Source organism: Micromonospora sp. NPDC049836 (assembly GCF_044465125.1).
Classification (GTDB): Bacteria; Actinomycetota; Actinomycetes; order Mycobacteriales; family Micromonosporaceae; genus Micromonospora.
Genome location: NZ_JBITLH010000007.1, coordinates 206,025 through 223,824 on the forward strand (window position 1 = coordinate 206,025; position 17,800 = coordinate 223,824).

The following is a 17,800-nucleotide window of genomic DNA, read 5'->3' on the forward strand; positions in this document are numbered from 1 at the left end:
CGGCGGGCCGGCGCAGGTGGCGAGCGGAGCCCCGGGTCAGCCGGAGGCGGTGGCGAGCTTGAGGCTGAAGCCGAGGAAGAGCACCGCCACGCCGGTGGTGGCGCCGGCGGCGAGCCGGCGGCGGCGCTGGAACTGGGCGGCCAGGAAGGTGCCCGCGAAGATCAGCGCGGACAGGTAGAGCGCGCTGGTCACCTGGGCGATCAGCCCGAGCAGCAGGAACGACAGCGCCGGCCAGGGGTACCCGGGGTCGACGAACTGGATGAAGAACGAGATGAAGAAGAGGATCGCCTTCGGGTTGAGCAGACTGATCACCAGCGCCTTGCGGAACGGGCTGCGCAGCGCGGCCGGTTCCGCCGCGTCGATCAGCCGCGGCGCGGCCGGGTCGTTGCGGTCGCGCCAGCGCCGCCACGCGCCGCGCAGCATGGTCAACCCCACATAGCCGAGGTACGCGGCACCCGCGTACTTGATCACCAGGAAGAGCGGCGGGTACGCCTTGAGCAGCGACGCCACCCCGGCGGCGGAGAGGACCATCAGCACCGAGTCGCCGACGAACACGCCGCCGGCGGCCCGGTAGCCGACGCGCACGCCCCGCCGGGCGGCGGTGGAGAGCACGAAGAGCGAGTTCGGCCCGGGCAGCAGCACGATGGCCACGGTCCCCAGCACGTACGTCCAGATGTCGGTGATGCCCAGCACGCCGGACATCATGCCGCCGGGGTCGCCGCGGGGCGAAGCCTTTCCCGGAGCTTGACCTGTGCGTTCGGCCACTCCTCGGCGAGCATGGAGTAGAGCGCGGACTGCCGCCAGCTGCCGTCGGCGCGGCGCCGGTTGGACCGCAGCGTCCCCTCCCGGGTGGCGCCGAGCCGCTCGATGGCCCGCTGCGAGCGCTCGTTGAGGGTGCTGGTCTGCCAGGTGACCCGGATCGCGTCCAGCTCCTCGAAGGCCCGGGTGAGCAGCAGCAGCTTGGCCTCGGTGTTGATCCCGCTGCGCCACCACGGCTTGCCGAGCTGGGTGTAGCCGATCTCCACGGCCCGCAGCTCGGGGTCCGGTTGGTAGTAGGAGGTGGTACCGACCACCGCCCCGGTGACCGCGCAGCGCTGCACCCACGGGGTCCGGAGGCCACGCCGGTTGTCCGCCAGCGCGGCCCGCACGTAGCCGGCCATCTCCGCCACGCCGGTCGGGCGGGGGCTGCCGACGTACCGCCAGACCTCCTCGTCGTCGAGGGCGGCGTACAGCTCCTCGGCGTGGGACTCGTCCAGCGGTTCCAGCACGACGTGCTCACCGCGCAGCACCACCGGCTCCAGCCAGGGCGAGCGCTCCGGCCGCAGGTACGCCGGCAGCGGCGCGGTGACCCCGGCGGCCGGCTCCGGCGGCCCGGGGGTGAGCCGCAGCGGCACCACCCCGGCCCAGTGCGGCAGGTCGAGGTCGGCCGGGTCGTCGTTGACGCCCCCGGTCCGGGCGCGGACCGACACCTCGCGCAGCGGCAGGGCCAGCACGGCCGTCTCGGCCAGTTCCCTGCGGCTCGGCGGCCGGCTGTCGGTGGACCGGCCGGTCGCGACCTTCTCCACCAGCGCGGTCAGCACGGCGGCCTTCTCCCGCTCGTCGGCGACCAGGCGGGCGGTGCCGTGGGCGACGACCGAGCGGTAGTTGGCGCTGTGGTGGAACTGGGACCGGGCGTAGATCAGGCCGTCGAGCAGGGTGACCGCGACGCAGACCGGCAGCCCGGCGTCGCCGCGCGCGACCAGCAGCGGGCGGCTGCCGGTGGAGCCGTGCAGGTAGAGGGTGTCCCCGAGGCGTACGTGCAGGGTGGGCAGCACGCGCGGCTCGCCGTCCACGGTGAACCCGAGCGCGCAGTGGTAGGCCTCGTCCAGTACGGCGTGGGCGGCGGCCTCGTCGTAGCTCATCCGGTCCCGCGTCCGGGTGGCGGTGGTCCGTTCGGTCCGGGGGTACATGTGACATCCCACCTTTGTTCTAGTACAATCTCCGAACTGTGGCAGCACGTTATCAGATCGCCGGTTCCTCCTCCGCCGAGATTTCGGCCAGCGTGGAAACCGGCATCCGCACCGGCGGCCTCGCCCCCGGCGACGCCCTGCCGGCCGTGCGCGCGCTCGCCGCCGCGCTGGCCGTCAGCCCGGCCACCGTGGCCAAGGCCTACCAGGAGCTGCGGCAGCGCGGCCTGGTCGCCACCGCCGGCCGGCACGGCACCCGGATCCGCCCCCGGCCGCCGCTGGCCACCCGACGCGCGGCGCTCATGCCGCCGCCGCTGCCCGGCGCCCGCGACCTCTCCGCCGGCCAGCCCGACAGCCGGCTGCTGCCGCCGCTCGGCCCGCACCTGGGCCTGCTCGCCGCCGAGATCGGCGCGCCCAGCGGGTACGCGGCCACCCCGGTCCTGCCGGCGCTGGCCGCCGCGGCCCGCGACCGGCTCGCCGCCGACGGCGTGCCGGCCGAGGAGATCACCGTCACCGGGGGCGCGCTCGACGGCATCGAGCGGCTGCTCGCCGCCCACCTGCGCCCGGGCGACGCGGTCGCCGTCGAGGACCCCGGCTGGGCCAACCTGCTCGACCTGATCGCCGCGCTCGGGCTGTGCCCGATCGGCGTGCCGGTGGACGACGAGGGCCCCAGCGAGCCGGGGGTCCGGGCCGCGCTGGCCGCCGGGGCGCGCGCCCTGGTCGTCACCAGCCGGGCCCAGAACCCGACCGGCGCCGCCGTCTCCGCCGAGCGTGCCGGCGCCCTGCGTACGCTCCTCGCTGGCCGGGCCGACCTGCTGCTGATCGAGGACGACCACGCCGCCGAACTGGCCGGCGTACCGCTGCACCCGCTCGCCGGGGCGACCCCGGCGTGGGCCTTCGTCCGGTCGGTGAGCAAGCCCTACGGCCCGGACCTGCGGCTGGCGGTGCTCACCGGCGACGAGGCCACGGTGGCCCGGGTGGCCGGCCGGGCCCGGGTCGGCGCCGGCTGGGTCTCCACCGTGCTGCAACGCCTGGTGCTGGCGCTCTGGCAGGACCCGGCCACCACCGACCTGGTACGGCGGGCCGGGGAGAGCTACGAGCGGCGGCGCGACGGGCTGGTCGCGGCCCTGGCCGCGCTGGGCGTGGCCGCGCACGGGCGGACCGGGATCAACGTCTGGGTCCCGGTGCCGGACGAGACGCTGGCGGTCACCGCGCTGCGCGACGCCGGCTGGTCGGTCGCCCCCGGCGCGTTGCACCGGATCGCCGCCGCCCCCGGCGTACGGATCACGGTCAGCTCCCTCGACGAGTCCGACCTGGCCCCGCTCGCCGCGGCGGTGGCCCGCGTGGTCCGCCCCGCCCCCACCGGCTTCACCGCCTGACCGCGCCTGCCGGCCCGCCGGCCCGCGCCCGCCGGCCCCCGGCCCGCCTGGCCGTGCCCGTCTGGCCGTGCCCGTCTGGCCGTGCCCGGCGGGCGACATGCGGCATGTCGTGGCATCCCGGGTGCCGGAAGGCCCAGGATGCCGCATCTTGCGCCCGACACCGGGTACGGCCAGGCGTCCCGGGCGCCGGAAGGCCCAGGATGCCGCATCTCGCGCCCGGCACCGGTACGGCCAGGCATGGCGGGCGGTGGAGCGGGTAGGCCCGGCGCGGAGGTGGGGCGAATGGCTGCCAACAGGTCCCGGACCGGTATCTGGATCGGCGTGGCCGCCGTGGTGATCATCCTGATCATCATCGCGATCGCGCTGGCCTCGCGCGGCGGCGGTGGCGGCAACGGCTACTGATCGCGTGGCCGGCCTGGAACGAGCGGTCGGCCTGGAACGAGCGGCCGGCCCGGAACGAGCGGCCGGCCGGGTGCCCGGCAGCGCTGGCGAAACCGGTATATAAAAGTCGCCATGGCCGAGACCGAGAGCGCGCCCGGCGCCCAGGAGTTCATTCCGCCCCGGGCGAGAACCATCGACCAGCTCCGGGCCGCGGCGGTCGACTGCCGGGGCTGCGAGCTCTACCGGGACGCCACCCAGACCGTCTTCGGCCGGGGCGACGAGAGCGCCCGGGTGGTCTTCGTGGGGGAACAGCCCGGCGACATGGAGGACAGGCAGGGTCTGCCCTTCGTCGGTCCGGCGGGCCGGGTGCTGCGCCGGGCGGTGGACGACGCCGGGATCCCCGCCGACCGGGTGTACATCACGAACGCCGTGAAGCACTTCCGCTTCGAGTTGCGCGGCAAGCGCCGGATCCACCAGACGCCGGACCGGGTGCACATCACCGCCTGCCGGCCCTGGCTGGTCGCCGAGTTCGCCCGGCTCCGCCCGGACCTGATCGTGGTGCTCGGCGCCACCGCCGCCAAGGCGCTGCTCGGCCCGGCGTTCCGGGTCACCCGGCAGCGCGGCGAGCTGATGTCCTGGCCCGCCGCCGCCCAGCGCCCGGAGGACTTCGCCCAGGTGCCGGTGGACAGCGCCGGGAAGGTGACCGACGCCCCCGAGACCCGGCTGCTCGCCACCATCCACCCGTCGGCGGTGCTGCGCGCCGACAACCAGGACGTCGCGTACGACGGCCTGGTCGCGGACCTCAAGGTCGCCGCCCGCGTGCTGCGCTGAGACGACGAGGCCCGGGGTCAACGCCGACGGTAGCGGAGGCCCTCGCTCGACCCCGGCGGTAGCGGAGGCCCCCGCTCGATGCCGGCGGTAGCGGTTGGGCCACCGCGCGCCGCCCGCCGGGTGGGCGGTCAGTCGCGGCCCTGCCAGGTGCAGAGGCAGACCCGGTTGCCGTCGCCGTCGGCGAGCACCCAGAAGTGCGGTGCCGCCGCGTCGCTGACCAGCGTCCCGCCGGCGGCCAGCGCGGCGTCGATGCGCGGCTGCACCTCCGCCGGGTCCACCCACACGTCGGGGTGCCAGCGCTGCCGGGGCTCCTCCCGGCCGGACTCCTGGAACCACACGGTGGGCAGCGTGCCGGCCGGGTCGCGCAGTTCGTCGCCGAAGCCCGGCCCGGCGAGGTGGTCGGTGGCGAGCACGGCCCGCCAGAACGGCAGCACCGCGGCGTAGTCCGGGCTGTCCAGCGCGAGTTCGAGCCGGGAGACGCCGGCGTGGCCCAGGGTCACCCCGGCCGCCTCGGCGATCGCCGAGATGGCCCGGGCCAGCCGGATGTCGCGCCGGGTCACCCCCCGGGCGTCGTGCGACCAGAGTCGGACGTCGACGTGGGTGTAGCGCAGGTCGAGGTCGGGATGGTGGTCCATCCGCTCCGCCTCCGCCCCGATCGCGTCCACCACCGACAGTCCGGTGGCGAAGTCCGGGGTCCGGATCCGGGTCTGCAGGGCGCCCAGCAGGTACGCCCATCCGGTCAGGTGCTCGTCGGCGATCTGCGCTCCGGTGAGTGTGCTCATCCCGCCATGCTGGCGTACCGGGGGCGGAACGGCCCAGCCGGACGGCGGGGAAATGGACCTGCACCGGGTCGACAACCGGCCTTAGCTTCGGGGCATGACGAGTGATCTTGAGTTGTCGGTCCGCAACGCCGCCGTCATGTGGACGGCGCTCGCCGAGAGCCGGGGGCACCCGCTGCTGCGCCGGCCGGGCTTCCTCGCCGTGCGGGGCGACGCGCCCGCCGGGCTGCGGATCCTGCTGCGCGACCCGGACCCGTCCCCGGCGGACCGGGCCGCGCTGGCCGAACTGGTCCGCGGCCGGACCGGCCCGGTGGTCGTCGAGGACCAGTACGCGCGCCTGGACCTGGCCGGCCTCGGCCTGACCCCGCGCACCCTGCCGGTGATGATCCGCCACCCCGGGCCGGTGCCCGAGCCGCCGTTGCCGGTCACCCCGGTCGGGTACGCCGACCAACTGGCCGCGGCCGAGGAGGTGGTGGTGCACGGCTTCCCGCTGGAGCCGTTCCAGCCGTACCGCCCCGGGCAGGCGTTCCCGCCCGCCCTGCTGGACCGGCCGGAGGTCCGGTTCTTCCTGGTCCACCGGGACGTCGACGGCGGCACCGGGCTGGGCGCGCCGCCGGCCGGGGCCTGCCTGACCGTCCGGGACGAGGGCGTCGGCCTCTACTGGATGACCAGCCTGCCCGCGCACCGGTCCCGGGGCGTGGGCCGGGCCCTGCTGCACGGCGTGCTCGGCCGGTTCGCCGACGTACCCATGACGCTCACCGCCGCCCGGGCCGGCCGCCCGCTCTACGACTCGCTCGGCTTCCGGCCGGTCGCCGACGCCACCTGGTGGGCGTGACGCCGCGCGACCGCGGCCCCTTCCCGCCGGCCGCCCCGGCGGGCAGACTCGTCGGCATGGAGCAGCACCTCTACGAGTCCGTCCACGAAGAGTTCCGGGATCTGTGCCGCGAGTTCCTCGCCCGGGAGGCCGTGCCGCACCACGCGCGCTGGGAGGCGGACGGGATCGTCGACCGGGAGGTGTGGCGCAAGGCGGGCGCGGCCGGGCTGCTCGGCATGGACATCGACCCGGAGTACGGCGGCGGCGGCCAACGCGACTTCCGGTTCAACGCGGTGCTGGACGAGGAGATCGTCGCGTCCGGCTGCTCCGGGCTGGGCTTCGGGCTGCACAACGACGTGGTGGCCCCGTACCTGACCGAGCTGACCACCGACGACCAGCGCAAGCGTTGGCTGCCCGGCTTCTGCTCCGGCGACCTGGTGACCGCCATCGCGATGAGCGAGCCGGGCGCGGGCAGCGACTTGGCCGGCATCCGCACCACCGCGGTCCGCGACGGCGACGCCCTGGTGCTCAACGGGCAGAAGACCTTCATCACCAACGGTGAGCTGGCCGACCTCGTGGTGGTGGTCGCCAAGACCGCGCCGGACCAGGGCGCGCACGGGGTGAGCCTGATCGCGGTGGAGACCGGCACGCCCGGGTTCAGCCGTGGCCGGCGGCTGGCGAAGGTGGGGCTGAAGGCCAACGACACCGCCGAGCTGTTCTTCGACGACTGCCGGGTGCCGGCGGAGAACCTGATCGGCACCGAGAACCACGGCTTCTACCACCTGATGGCCAACCTGCCCCGGGAGCGGCTGAGCATCGCGGTCGCCGCGGTGGCCGCCGCGGAGAAGCTGCTGGCGCTCACCCTCGACTACGCCCGCACCCGGGAGGCGTTCGGCCGGCCGATCGGGAAGTTCCAGCACAACCGCTTCCTCCTGGCCGAGCTGGACACCGAGGTCACCATCGCGCGGACCTTCGTCAACCACTGCGTCGCCGAGTACGACGCCGGCCGGCTCTCGGTGACCGACGCCGCGAAGGCCAAGTGGTGGACCACCGAGCTGCAGAACAAGGTCGCCGACCGTTGCCTGCAACTGCACGGCGGCTACGGCTTCATGCTCGAGTACCCGGTGGCGAAGGCCTGGCTGGACGGGCGGGTGCAGACCATCTACGGCGGCACCACCGAGATCATGAAGGAGATCATCGGCCGGGGCCTCGGCCTCTAGCAGAACCGGGTGGAGCCGGCCGGGTCCGGTGCGCGAGGATGGGTCGCCCCTTACCGAGGAGAAGCCATGGCCACCGACATCACGGCGCCGCCGCTCACCCGGCCCGACGTCGCGCCGATCCAGCGGCGCACGCTGCGCCTGCTCTTCCTGACCCAGATCATCGGTGGCGTCGGGGTCACCATCGGCATCGCCGTGGGCGCGCTGCTCGCCGCCCGGATCGCCGGCACCGCGGTGGCCGGGCTGGCGCAGAGCGCGGCCGTGGTCGGTGGGGCGCTGCTGGCCGTACCGGTGACCCGGATCATGACCGGCCACGGCCGCCGGCCCGGCCTGGCGGTGGCGTACCTCGCGGGGGCCGCCGGCGGCGTGCTGGTGGTGCTCGCCGCGGTCACCCGCTGGGTGCCGCTGCTCTTCCTCGGCATGCTGCTCTTCGGTGGCGGCACCGCGGCCAACCTCCAGGCCCGCTACACCGCCGTCGATCTCGCCGAGCCGGCCCGCCGAGGGCGGCAGCTCTCGCTGATCGTCTGGGCCACCACCATCGGTGCGGTGGCCGCGCCGAACTTCGCCGCGCTCGCCGACGACACCACCAGCGGCTGGGGCCTGCCGCCGCTGGCCGGCCCGTTCGCCTTCAGCGCCGCCGCGTTCGTGCTGGCCGCGGTCGTACTGCTGGTCCTGCTCCGGCCCGACCCGCTGCTCACCGCGCGCCGGCTGGCGGCGGCCGACGCGCCGCCGGCCGCGCCGGTCGAAACGCCGGCGTCGGCCGCCCCGCGCGGCGCGGGGATGGTGCGCGTGGCCTGGCAGGTGGTACGCGGGCGGCCCGCCGCCCGTCTCGGCATCGCGGCCGTGGCGGTGGGTCACGTGGTGATGGTCGCGGTGATGTCGATGACCCCGGTACGGCTCGGCGAGTTCCATCACGACGCCGACGTGCTGCGGGTGGTCGGCATCGTGCTGAGCCTGCACATCGCCGGCATGTACGCGCTCTCGCCGGTGGTGGGCTGGCTGACCGACCGGCTCGGCCGGCGGGCGGTGATCCTCGGCGGGGTCGGCGTGCTGTTGGCCGCGTGTGCCGTCGCCGGCACGGCCGGACACCACACGCCGGCGCTCTCCGTCGGGCTGACGCTGCTCGGGCTGGGCTGGTCGGGCACCATGGTGGCCGGTTCCACGCTGCTGTCGGAGTCAGTGCCGGCCGCCGTACGTCCGGTCGTGCAGGGATTCTCCGACCTGATCATGGGGTTGGCCGGGGCCAGCGCCGCGGCGCTGAGCGGATTTGTCATGCGGATGGCCAATTACCCCACGCTCACCCTGCTCGCGGCGATCGCGACGGTGCCGCTGGTGGCGCTAGCGTTGCGTCCGGTGCCGCCGAGGGCGCCCGGCGAGGAGGATTGACACGTGCGGCTGACCGACTTCTGGGCGCGGCTGGAGGAGGCGTTCGGGCCGGGTTACGCGGCCAGCATCGCCAGCGACCAGGTGTTGCCCCAGCTCGGCGGGCGGACCATCGAGCAGGCGTTCGCCGCGGGTGAGGAGACCCACGTGGTCTGGCGGGCGGTGGTTGCCGCGTATCCCGACCGGGTGCCCGCGCGACTACGCTGAGCAGCCTTTTCGTCTGTTCGGCGTGTCGCTTGTCGAGTCGTACACCTGTTCGGCTATTGTCCACAGCGGGGTGCTCGTCCACAGCTCGCGGCCCGTCGGCTGGTTTTCTGTCGGACCCAGCGCCTAGCGTGTCCCGCGTGACGCGAAGCTCAGGGAAGACGCCGGCTAAGGCAGGGGTGGCAACGATGGCGGCAGGGCCGGACCGGGAGAAGGCGCTCGACCTTGCTCTCGCTCAGATCGACAAGCAGTTTGGCAAGGGTTCGGTGATGCGGCTGGGGGAACGGCCGGTCGTGCAGACCGCCGTCATCCCGACCAGCTCCATCGCGCTCGACGTGGCGCTCGGCGTGGGCGGTCTGCCCCGCGGCCGGGTCGTCGAGATCTACGGTCCGGAGTCCAGCGGTAAGACCACCGTCGCGCTGCACGCGGTGGCCAACGCGCAGCGGGCCGGCGGCATCGCCGCCTTCATCGACGCCGAGCACGCGCTCGACCCGGAGTACGCGAAGGCCCTCGGCGTCGACACCGACGCCCTGCTGGTCTCCCAGCCGGACACCGGCGAGCAGGCGCTGGAGATCGCCGACATGCTGGTCCGCTCCGGCGCGATCGACATCATCGTGATCGACTCGGTCGCGGCCCTGGTGCCGCGCGCCGAGATCGAGGGCGAGATGGGCGACAGCCACGTGGGTCTGCAGGCCCGGCTGATGAGCCAGGCGCTGCGCAAGATCACCGGTGTGCTCAACAACACCGGCACCACGGCGATCTTCATCAACCAGCTCCGCGAGAAGATCGGCGTGATGTTCGGCAGCCCGGAGACCACGACCGGTGGTCGCGCGCTGAAGTTCTACGCCTCGGTCCGGCTCGACGTGCGCCGCATCGAGAGCCTCAAGGACGGCACCGACGTGGTCGGCAACCGCACCCGGGTCAAGGTCGTGAAGAACAAGGTCGCGGCGCCGTTCAAGCAGGCCGAGTTCGACATCATGTACGGCAAGGGCATCTCCCGCGAGGGCTCGCTGATCGACGTCGGCGTGGAGCAGGCGATCATCCGCAAGTCCGGCGCCTGGTACACGTACGACGGCGACCAGCTCGGCCAGGGCAAGGAGAAGGCCCGCGAGTTCCTCCGGGAGAACCCGGACGTGGCCGCCGAGATCGAGAAGAAGATCCTGGAGAAGCTCGGCGTCGGGGCGGGCGCGGCGAACGACGCCGCCGGCGGCCCGGAGCTGCCGCCGGTCGACTTCTGATCCGCTGAGCCGTGGCAGGACGACGTGCCCGTACGGGGCGGGGCTGGGATGCCAGCCCGCCCCGCACGGGTGACGCCAGTACGCCCCGACCCCGCCGGAGCGGCCGTGGCCGCGCCAAGGAACCCGACGCCGAGGCGACCCCGGCCCCGCCCCGCGACGAGGCCGAGGTGGCCCGCGAGATCTGCCTCCGGCAGCTCGCCGTGCGGCCACGCACCCGGGCCGAGCTGGCCGGTGCGCTGGCCAAGCGGGGCATCTCCGAGGAGGTCGCCGCCGAGGTCCTCGACCGCTACGACGAGGTCGGCATCATCGACGACGCCGCCTTCGCCCGCGCCTGGGTGAGCAGCCGGCACGCCGGCCGAGGGCTGGCCCGCCGGGCGCTCGCCAACGAGTTGCGCCAGCGCGGCGTCGACGGCGAGGTGGCCGGCGAGGCCCTCGACGAGTTGGACGAGGAGACCGAGGCGGAGACCGCCCGGGCCCTGGTGGAGCGGAAGCTGCGGACGGCCCGGGGCGAGCCCGACGCGGTGTTCCGTCGCCTGGTCGGCATGCTCGCCCGCAAGGGCTACCCGCCGGGCGTGGCGATCCGGGCGGTCAAGGAGGCCATCGCCGCGCAGAGCGCCGAGGCGGCCGAGTTCGCCGAGCACATCGACGCCGACGCTCTCGCCGACGCCGAGAACGATCTCGACTCCCGCCGGCTCGACTGATCGACCGGCCGCCCTCGTCGTCGCCCCGAGGAGAGGTGCACACCCGTGCTGAAGGCATGTCTCAACGGCACCCGGCGGCGGGACGAGCACGCCGCCGTGCCGCTCACCCCGGCCGAGTTGGCCGCCGACGCCGTACGCTGCGCGACCGCCGGGGTCGCGGCCGTGCACGTGCACCCGCGCGACGACACCGGGGCCGAGTCGCTCGCCCCGGCCGTGATCGCCGCGGCGGTCACCGCCATCCGGGCCGCCCGCCCTGGCCTGCCGGTCGGGGTGAGCACCGGCGCCTGGATCGTTCCCGACCCGGCCGCACGGGTCGCCGCCGTCCGCGCCTGGACGGTGCTGCCCGACTTCGCCTCGGTCAACGCCCACGAACCCGGAGCGGCCGAGGTGGCGGCCGCCCTGCACGAGCGCGGCGTGCTGGTCGAGGCGGGCCTCTGGACGCCGGCCGCGGTCGACGCCTGGCGTCGCTGGCCGACGCCAACCGGGCGGATCCTGGTCGAGTGCATGGCCGAGCAGGTCGACACGGCGCTCGCCGACGCGGCCGCGATCCTCGCCGCGCTGCCCGGCGACCGCCCGCCGGTGCTGCTGCACGGCGAGGGCCCGGCCACCTGGCCGGTGTACGCCGAGGCCGCCCGGCGGGGTCTGCACATGCGGATCGGCCTGGAGGACACGCTGCTGCTGCCCGACGGCACCCCCGCCCCCGACAACGCGGCCCTGGTGACCGCAGCCCTCACCGCCGTCGCCTGACCCGCCCGCCCACACTGTCTCCCTGACGCGCGGCGGTGCGCGCACCTGGCTGAGCGCGACGGGCACCTGCCCACCGTCCTCTCGCGGATGTCCGGCGAGTGCCCCGCATTCGACTTCACCGTCGTCAAGGACGAGGGGCCGTGCTGTCGCGCATCTCAGGCGAGTGCCCGCCGTGCCGCCGCGCATCTCAGGTGAGATGCCTTCATCTCCGGAGCGTGGAGCCGAGCCCGGTCGGTGCGGGCGAGCGAGCGCCGGCGTCCCGGATGGAGAGGGCTTGAGCAGGCCGTGAGCGTCGAGAAGTGGGCACTGGGCGACGGAGTTTGTCCGGGCCTGTCCGGCATCTGATCACCGCTGAGTGACGCGGCAACTTCTCTCCGTCCGGGTGGTTTGATCATGACTCCTTGACCGAACGGCCCCTGGCGACCTAGCCTCGCCATACAGGCTCACTTTGCCCGACCAGCGCAGGCTAAGCGCACAACATAGATCTCGTAACAGAACAGCATCACTTTGGCCAGCTTCACCGGCCCTTGACGGGTGCTCCGGAGCCTTCCGGAGCGTCCGACAACTGCAACCGGCCGTCAGCGGTGCCCCGCCGGGACACCGCCGACGGAAAGCTGCCCAGAGCCAGCCGCTCAGGTCGGGCGTCCAGAGCCGCAGGCGCGTGTTCTTCGCACGCGTCCTGCGGCGCCGACGTTCAGGGGGAGGCGGCCATGGCAGGGCGGCACAGGTTCAGCGGCGGTCTGCCACCCGGCCCCGATCCGTCCTCAGCGGGCGATACGGACCGCTCGGGCAACCAGCCCCGACAGCACGGCGACACCAGGCAGCACGGCGACACCAGGCAGCACGGCGACACCAGGCAGCACGGCGACACCAGGCAGCACGGCGAAACCGGGACCGACCGGGTCCCCGGAGCGCGTCGGGCGGGCGTGTCCGCGTACCGGTGCGGAGCCGCCGGATGAGCGCCTTCGACATCGTCCTCCTCGTGGTCGTGCTGCTGCTCGTCGTGGTGGTGGTCGGCGCCGTGCTGTTCGGCGTGCGTACCCTCAAGCGACTCAGCCTGGCGCCCGCCCCGGAGGATCCGGCGTTCATCGCCGAGAAGGACCGGCAGGAACAGTCCCTGGCCGCCCTGCGCACCGCCGCCGACGAGGCGAACAGCACCATCGACGTGGCGAAGTCGGCGGCCGCGGCGGCGCGGACCGAGGCGGCCGCCGCCAACGCCGAGGCGAAGGCGGCCCGGGCCGAGGCCCGGCGCGTCCTCGACGACGCCCGCGCCGAGGCGGACACCGTGCTGGAGCGCGCGCACAAGCAGGCCGAGGCGGACGCCGAGCAGCTGCGCACCACCGCCCGGCGCAGCGGCGAGCGGGAGGTGGCGGTGCTCGCCGCGACCACCCGCGAGCAGGCCGCCGAGGTGGAACGGCGGGCCGCCCGGATGGACGAGCGGGAGCGGCTGCACACCGAGGAGGTGGAGCGGCTCGCGGAGCGGGAGCGGCAGCTCACCGCCGCCAGCGCCGCCCTCGCCGCCCGGGAGGCCGCGCTGGTCGAGCGGGAGCGGGCCGTCGCCGAGGCGGAGGAGGAGCGCCGCCGGGAGCTGGAGCGGGTGGCCGGGCTGACCGCCGACGCGGCCCGCGCCGAACTGGTCGAGGCGATCGAGGGCCAGGCGAAGCGGGAGGCCGCGCTGCTGGTCCGGGACATCGAGGCCGACGCGCGGGGCACCGCCGAGCAGCGGGCCCGGCACATCGTGGTGGACGCCATCCAGCGGGTCGCCAGCGAGCAGACCGCGGAGAGCGTGGTGAGCGTCCTGCACCTGCCCGGTGACGAGATGAAGGGGCGGATCATCGGCCGGGAAGGGCGCAACATCCGCGCCTTCGAATCGGTCACCGGAGTCAACCTGATCATCGACGACACCCCCGAGGCGGTGCTGCTCTCCTGCTTCGACCCGGTACGCCGCGAGGTCGGCCGGCTCACCCTGGAGAAGCTGGTGCTCGACGGCCGGATCCACCCGCACCGGATCGAGGAGGTCTACGACCTGGCCCGGCAGGAGGTCGAGGAGCTCTGCCACCGGGCCGCCGAGGACGCCCTGGTCGAGGTCGGCATCACCGAGATCCACCCGGAGCTGGTCACCCTGCTCGGCCGGCTGCGCTACCGGACGTCGTACGGGCAGAACGTGCTCAAGCACCTGGTGGAGACCGCGCACATCGCCGGCATCATGGCCGCCGAGCTGCGACTGGACGTGCCGACCATCAAGCGCTGCGCGTTCCTGCACGACATCGGCAAGGCGCTCACCCACGAGGTGGAGGGCAGCCACGCCATCATCGGCGCCGACCTGGCCCGCAAGTACGGCGAGAGCGAGGACGTGGTGCACGCCATCGAGGCGCACCACAACGAGGTGCCGCCGCAGACCATCGAGGCGGTCCTCACCCAGGCCTCCGACGCCTGCTCCGGCGGGCGGCCGGGGGCGCGGCGGGAGAGCCTGGAGGCGTACGTCAAGCGGCTGGAGCGGATCGAGGAGATCGCGGCCGGCAAGCTCGGCGTGGAGAAGGTCTTCGCCATGCAGGCGGGCCGCGAGATCCGGGTGATGGTCAAGCCGGACGACGTCGACGACATCGGCGCGGCGGTGCTGGCCCGGGACGTGGCCAAGCAGATCGAGGAGGAGCTGACCTATCCCGGTCAGATCCGGGTGACCGTGGTCCGCGAGTCCCGGGTCACCGAGATCGCCCGCTGACCGGGGTCGGCGTCACGACGAAGCCCTGCCACCTCCCCGAGGTGGCAGGGCTTCGTGGGTGTACGGGCGGCCGGTCAGCCCTGCGGCTCCGCCACGGTGGCGCCGCCGGCCGGGGTCGAGTCCGGCGCCGCGGTCTGCTTCGGGATCCGGAAGCCACGCCGCTGGGTACGCCGGTCCAGCCAGTTCGCCAGCGTGGTGAGCAGCGAGTTGATCAGGATGTAGATGGCGCCTACCACGAGCGCCGCGGCGACCACGTTGCCCCGGTTGGCGGAGAGGTCGTTGACGCCCCGCTGGAGCAGCTCGGGGAAGGCCACGATGTAGCCGAGCGCGGTGTCCTTGAGCAGCACGACGAGCTGGCTGACGATCACCGGCAGCATGGCCCGGGCGGCCTGCGGCACCAGAATCAGCCGCATCACCTGGTTCTTCCGCATGCCCACGGCGTACGCGGCCTCGGCCTGCCCGCCTGGCAGCGAGCGGATGCCGGCGCGGAACGCCTCGGCCAGCACCGACCCGTTGTAGAGGGTGAGGCCGACGACGACCGACCAGAACGCCGAGACCGGCCCCTGGATCAGGAACGGCACGCCGTAGAAGATGAAGAAGATCATCAAGAGCAGTGGGACGGCCCGGAAGAACTCCACCACCACGCCGGACGGGATCCGGACCCACCGGTGGTCGGAGAGCCGGCCGACCGCGAACAGGATGCCGAAGGCCAGCGACAGCACCATGCCGGTGGCGGCGGCGAAAAGGGTCTGCCGCAGGCCGGGCAGGATGAACTGGGTCCAGGTCGGCGCCTCGGTGAACGGCTGCCAGAGGCTGCCCTCCCACTGGCCGGCCTGGTCGAACTTGGCGTAGACCCACCAGAGCAGCGCGACCAGGCCGACGCCGAAGACGACGCTGAGCACCGCGTTGCGCACGCGGGCCCGCGGCCCCGGGTGGTCGTAGAGAACCGTGGTGGTCGTGCTCATCAGCGCTTCACCGCCAGTCGGTTGGCCAGCCAGCCGAAGAAGTAGCCGGTCGGGACGAGGAGCGCGGCGAAGGTGCCGGCGAAGACCAGGAAGATCGGGATCACCGCGTCGCCGTTGTCGTTGATCAGCTGCTTCATCACGCTGGACGCCTCGATCACGCCGATGGTGCCGACGATCGTGGCGTTCTTGCACAGCGCGATGAGCACGCTGCCGAGCGGGGCCACCACGGCCCGCCCGGCCTGCGGCAGGATCACGATGCGCAGGGTCTGGAAGAAGGTCAGCCCGATCGCGCGGGCCGCCTCCGCCTGACCGGCCGGGACGGTGTTGACGCCGGAGCGGACCGCCTCGCAGACGAACGCGGCGGTGTAGACCGCCAGGCCGACCACGCCGAGCCAGAAGTTGTTCAGGTTCAGGTCGTCGGAGAGGGTCACGCCCAGCGTCGAGTAGAGGCCGAAGTAGCAGAAGAAGATGATCAGCGTCAGCGGCGTGTTGCGGAAGATGTTGACCCACGCCGCGCCGAAGCCCCGCAGCACCGGCACCGGGGAAACCCGGAAGGCGGCGAGGAGCACGCCGAGCACCAGCGCGAGGACCGCCGACGCGCCGGTCAGCTTGAGGATCCAGAGAAAGCCCGACAGGTACGCGTCGAGGTTGGTCGGATCAGCGAATACGTGCATGCGTCGACTCCCGGGGCACGTCGTCCGCGTCGCGACAGGCCGGGGCCGGCACCCGCACGGATGCCGGCCCCGGAACCGGTCAGACGCTGCCGCAGTTGGTCAGCTTGGTGGTGTCCAGCTCGGGCGCGGCCTTGCCGCTCTTGCCCAGGGTGGCGTCCCAGGCGGCCTTGTAGGAGCCGTCCGAGGCGGCGGTCTTGAGGATCTCGTTGACCTTCTCGCAGCCGTCCTTGTCGTCCTTCTTCAGGCCGATGCCGTAGGGCTCGGTGGAGAAGGTCTTGCCGACCACCTTGAACTTGCCGGCGTACTGGGGCTGCGCGGCGTAGCCGGCGAGGATGATGTCGTCGGTCGTGACGGCGTCGACCTTGCCGCCCTCAAGCGCGGTGATGCACTTCGAGTACGCGTCGAACTGCTGGAGGCTGGCCTTCGGGTAGTCGGTCTGGATCCGCTTGGCCGGGGTCGAGCCGGTCACCGAGCAGACCTTCTTGCCGTCCAACCCTTCCGGACCGGCGATCGCGGAGTCGGCCTTGACCAGCAGGTCCTGGCCGGCGATGAAGTACGGGCCGGCGAAGTTGACCTTCTGCTTGCGCTCGTCGTTGATGGTGTAGGTCGCCACCACCAGGTCGACGGTGCCCTGCTGGATGAAGGGCTCGCGGTTGGCCGACACGGTGGTCTTCCACTCGATGTTGTTCGCGTCCACGCCGAGGCCCTTAGCCACGATCTTGGCGATCTCGATGTCGAAGCCCTCGTACTGGCTGCCGGTCTGGATGCCCAGGCCCGGCTGGTCGGCCTTGACGCCGATGACCAGCTTCTTCTGGTTCTGCGCCTTGCCGATGACGCCCTTGCCCCCGCTGCTGCCGGAGCCGCTGTCCCCGTCGCCGCCACAGGCGCTCATGCCGAGCGCCAAGGTTGCCGCCGCGGCGACCGCCGCCACGCGCTTCATACGCATACTCAATCTCCTTCTTCGACGGAGCCGCCGGGGACGACTCCACTGCTCCGGTACGGACGCTCAGTGCGTGAGGATTTTGGAGAGGAAGTCCTTGGCCCGCTCGCTGCGCGGGTTGGCGAAGAACTCGGCCGGCGGCGCGTCCTCGACGAGCTTGCCGTCGGCCATGAAGATCACCCGGTTGGCCGCGTGCCGGGCGAAGCCCATCTCGTGGGTGACTACGACCATGGTCATGCCGTCGCGGGCCAGCGAGGTCATCACGTCCAGCACCTCGCCCACCATCTCCGGGTCGAGCGCGCTGGTCGGCTCGTCGAAGAGCATCGCCTTGGGCTGCATGGCCAGCGCGCGGGCGATCGCCGCCCGCTGCTGCTGGCCGCCGGAGAGCTGCGCCGGGTACTTGTCGGCCTGGTTGGCGATGCCGACCCGCTCCAGCAGGGCCAGGCCGCGCTCGCGGACGGCGGCCGGCTTCTCCTTGCGGACCTTGACGGGGCCGAGGGTGACGTTCTCCAGGATGGTCTTGTGCGCGAAGAGGTTGAACGACTGGAAGACCATGCCGACCTCGCTGCGCAGCTTGGCCAGGGCCTTGCCCTCGGCCGGCAGGGGGGTGCCGTCGAAGGTGATGGTGCCCGAGTTGATCGGCTCCAGCCGGTTGATCGTGCGGCAGAGCGTCGACTTGCCCGAGCCGGACGGGCCGATGACCACGACCACCTCGCCCCGGCCGACGGAGAGCGACACGTCATCCAGCACGTGCAGGGGGCCGAACCACTTGTTGACCCCGTCCAGCACGATGAGCGGTTCGCCCGTCGCCACGTCGTTCACCGTCCCTGTCGTCCGTCTGGATTGCGGGGTCGATCGACCCCCGGTTGGGCAACTGTA

The 17,800-nt window shown here is 73.3% G+C and carries 17 protein-coding genes; 10 read left to right on the forward strand and 7 right to left on the reverse strand.

The annotated features are described in order from the left end of the window. Positions 1-36: 36 nt before the first annotated feature. Positions 37-705, reverse strand: coding sequence for a leucine efflux protein LeuE (gene leuE / locus ACIBPB_RS20520; protein ID WP_396841136.1), 669 nt, complete (start codon positions 703-705; stop codon positions 37-39). Beyond that, the gene (locus ACIBPB_RS20525) at positions 702-1,949 is read right to left on the reverse strand and encodes a bifunctional pyridoxamine 5'-phosphate oxidase family protein/GNAT family N-acetyltransferase (protein WP_396841137.1); all 1,248 of its coding nucleotides are present in this window, start codon (positions 1,947-1,949) and stop codon (positions 702-704) included. The genes leuE and ACIBPB_RS20525 overlap by 4 nt, the downstream gene beginning before the upstream one ends. A 38-nt stretch (positions 1,950-1,987) precedes the next feature. Here ACIBPB_RS20525 and ACIBPB_RS20530 point away from each other — a divergent pair, with 38 nt between their 5' ends. Beyond that, entirely contained in the window at positions 1,988-3,325 is a 1,338-nt protein-coding gene (locus tag ACIBPB_RS20530; RefSeq protein WP_396841138.1) for an aminotransferase class I/II-fold pyridoxal phosphate-dependent enzyme, read from the forward strand. Between the two features lie 513 nt (positions 3,326-3,838). Beyond that, on the forward strand, positions 3,839-4,537 hold the full coding sequence (locus ACIBPB_RS20535) for a UdgX family uracil-DNA binding protein (RefSeq protein ID WP_396841139.1): 699 nt from the start codon (positions 3,839-3,841) through the stop codon (positions 4,535-4,537). Between the two features lie 128 nt (positions 4,538-4,665). On the opposite strand, the gene ACIBPB_RS20540 is transcribed toward ACIBPB_RS20535, so the two are convergent. Further along, positions 4,666-5,319: a 4a-hydroxytetrahydrobiopterin dehydratase gene (locus tag ACIBPB_RS20540; RefSeq protein WP_396841140.1), complete on the reverse strand. Its 654-nt coding sequence runs from the start codon at positions 5,317-5,319 to the stop codon at positions 4,666-4,668. Between the two features lie 94 nt (positions 5,320-5,413). Between ACIBPB_RS20540 and ACIBPB_RS20545 the strand changes: the two genes are divergently transcribed. From ACIBPB_RS20545 to rny, 8 genes are all read left to right on the forward strand, one after another. Further along, positions 5,414-6,151, forward strand: coding sequence for a hypothetical protein (locus ACIBPB_RS20545; RefSeq protein ID WP_396841141.1), 738 nt, complete (start codon positions 5,414-5,416; stop codon positions 6,149-6,151). A 56-nt stretch (positions 6,152-6,207) separates the two neighbouring features. Then, positions 6,208-7,350: an acyl-CoA dehydrogenase family protein gene (locus ACIBPB_RS20550; RefSeq protein ID WP_396841142.1), complete on the forward strand. Its 1,143-nt coding sequence runs from the start codon at positions 6,208-6,210 to the stop codon at positions 7,348-7,350. Between the two features lie 66 nt (positions 7,351-7,416). Further along, positions 7,417-8,733, forward strand: coding sequence for an MFS transporter (locus ACIBPB_RS20555; RefSeq protein ID WP_396841143.1), 1,317 nt, complete (start codon positions 7,417-7,419; stop codon positions 8,731-8,733). A 3-nt stretch (positions 8,734-8,736) separates the two neighbouring features. Continuing rightward, positions 8,737-8,937, forward strand: coding sequence for a DUF3046 domain-containing protein (locus ACIBPB_RS20560; RefSeq protein ID WP_046571409.1), 201 nt, complete (start codon positions 8,737-8,739; stop codon positions 8,935-8,937). Between the two features lie 185 nt (positions 8,938-9,122). Next, the gene (gene recA, locus ACIBPB_RS20565) at positions 9,123-10,172 is read left to right on the forward strand and encodes a recombinase RecA (RefSeq protein WP_396841144.1); all 1,050 of its coding nucleotides are present in this window, start codon (positions 9,123-9,125) and stop codon (positions 10,170-10,172) included. Between the two features lie 11 nt (positions 10,173-10,183). Further along, complete coding sequence (locus ACIBPB_RS20570; RefSeq protein ID WP_396841145.1) at positions 10,184-10,873, forward strand: regulatory protein RecX; 690 nt, start codon at positions 10,184-10,186, stop codon at positions 10,871-10,873. Between the two features lie 45 nt (positions 10,874-10,918). After that, entirely contained in the window at positions 10,919-11,620 is a 702-nt protein-coding gene (locus tag ACIBPB_RS20575; RefSeq protein ID WP_396841146.1) for a 3-keto-5-aminohexanoate cleavage protein, read from the forward strand. A 955-nt stretch (positions 11,621-12,575) separates the two neighbouring features. After that, positions 12,576-14,342 (forward strand): ribonuclease Y, encoded by a 1,767-nt coding sequence (gene rny, locus ACIBPB_RS20580; protein WP_396841147.1) that lies wholly within the window; start codon positions 12,576-12,578, stop codon positions 14,340-14,342. A gap of 74 nt (positions 14,343-14,416) precedes the next feature. On the opposite strand, the gene ACIBPB_RS20585 is transcribed toward rny, so the two are convergent. The 4 genes from ACIBPB_RS20585 to ACIBPB_RS20600 all read right to left on the reverse strand — a co-directional run bounded on the left by ACIBPB_RS20585 (position 14,417) and on the right by ACIBPB_RS20600 (position 17,743). Further along, the gene (locus tag ACIBPB_RS20585; RefSeq protein WP_396841148.1) at positions 14,417-15,307 is read right to left on the reverse strand and encodes an amino acid ABC transporter permease; all 891 of its coding nucleotides are present in this window, start codon (positions 15,305-15,307) and stop codon (positions 14,417-14,419) included. Continuing rightward, positions 15,307-15,981 carry an amino acid ABC transporter permease gene (locus ACIBPB_RS20590; protein ID WP_396841149.1) on the reverse strand — a complete coding sequence of 225 codons (675 nt, stop codon included), beginning with the start codon at positions 15,979-15,981 and terminating at the stop codon, positions 15,307-15,309. Before ACIBPB_RS20590 ends, ACIBPB_RS20585 begins: the two co-directional genes overlap by 1 nt. Positions 15,982-16,060: 79 nt before the next feature. Continuing rightward, positions 16,061-16,927, reverse strand: a complete 867-nt coding sequence (locus ACIBPB_RS20595; protein ID WP_396841150.1) for a glutamate ABC transporter substrate-binding protein — start codon at positions 16,925-16,927, stop codon at positions 16,061-16,063. 60 nt (positions 16,928-16,987) lie between these two features. Beyond that, positions 16,988-17,743, reverse strand: a complete 756-nt coding sequence (locus tag ACIBPB_RS20600) for an amino acid ABC transporter ATP-binding protein (protein WP_396841151.1) — start codon at positions 17,741-17,743, stop codon at positions 16,988-16,990. Positions 17,744-17,800: the final 57 nt, after the last annotated feature.

What these genes read in the sequence shown, in the direction of transcription:
- ACIBPB_RS20525 (WP_396841137.1), bottom strand. Translation starts at nt 1,949, where the DNA reads ATGTACCCCCGGACCGAACGGACCACCGCCACCCGGACGCGGGACCGG.
- ACIBPB_RS20540 (WP_396841140.1), bottom strand. Translation starts at nt 5,319, where the DNA reads ATGAGCACACTCACCGGAGCGCAGATCGCCGACGAGCACCTGACCGGA.
- ACIBPB_RS20590 (WP_396841149.1), bottom strand. Translation starts at nt 15,981, where the DNA reads ATGCACGTATTCGCTGATCCGACCAACCTCGACGCGTACCTGTCGGGC.
- ACIBPB_RS20545 (WP_396841141.1), top strand. Translation starts at nt 5,414, where the DNA reads ATGACGAGTGATCTTGAGTTGTCGGTCCGCAACGCCGCCGTCATGTGG.
- ACIBPB_RS20585 (WP_396841148.1), bottom strand. Translation starts at nt 15,307, where the DNA reads ATGAGCACGACCACCACGGTTCTCTACGACCACCCGGGGCCGCGGGCC.
- recA (WP_396841144.1), top strand. Translation starts at nt 9,123, where the DNA reads ATGGCGGCAGGGCCGGACCGGGAGAAGGCGCTCGACCTTGCTCTCGCT.
- ACIBPB_RS20555 (WP_396841143.1), top strand. Translation starts at nt 7,417, where the DNA reads ATGGCCACCGACATCACGGCGCCGCCGCTCACCCGGCCCGACGTCGCG.
- leuE (WP_396841136.1), bottom strand. Translation starts at nt 705, where the DNA reads ATGATGTCCGGCGTGCTGGGCATCACCGACATCTGGACGTACGTGCTG.
- ACIBPB_RS20550 (WP_396841142.1), top strand. Translation starts at nt 6,208, where the DNA reads ATGGAGCAGCACCTCTACGAGTCCGTCCACGAAGAGTTCCGGGATCTG.
- rny (WP_396841147.1), top strand. Translation starts at nt 12,576, where the DNA reads ATGAGCGCCTTCGACATCGTCCTCCTCGTGGTCGTGCTGCTGCTCGTC.
- ACIBPB_RS20595 (WP_396841150.1), bottom strand. Translation starts at nt 16,927, where the DNA reads ATGCGTATGAAGCGCGTGGCGGCGGTCGCCGCGGCGGCAACCTTGGCG.
- ACIBPB_RS20535 (WP_396841139.1), top strand. Translation starts at nt 3,839, where the DNA reads ATGGCCGAGACCGAGAGCGCGCCCGGCGCCCAGGAGTTCATTCCGCCC.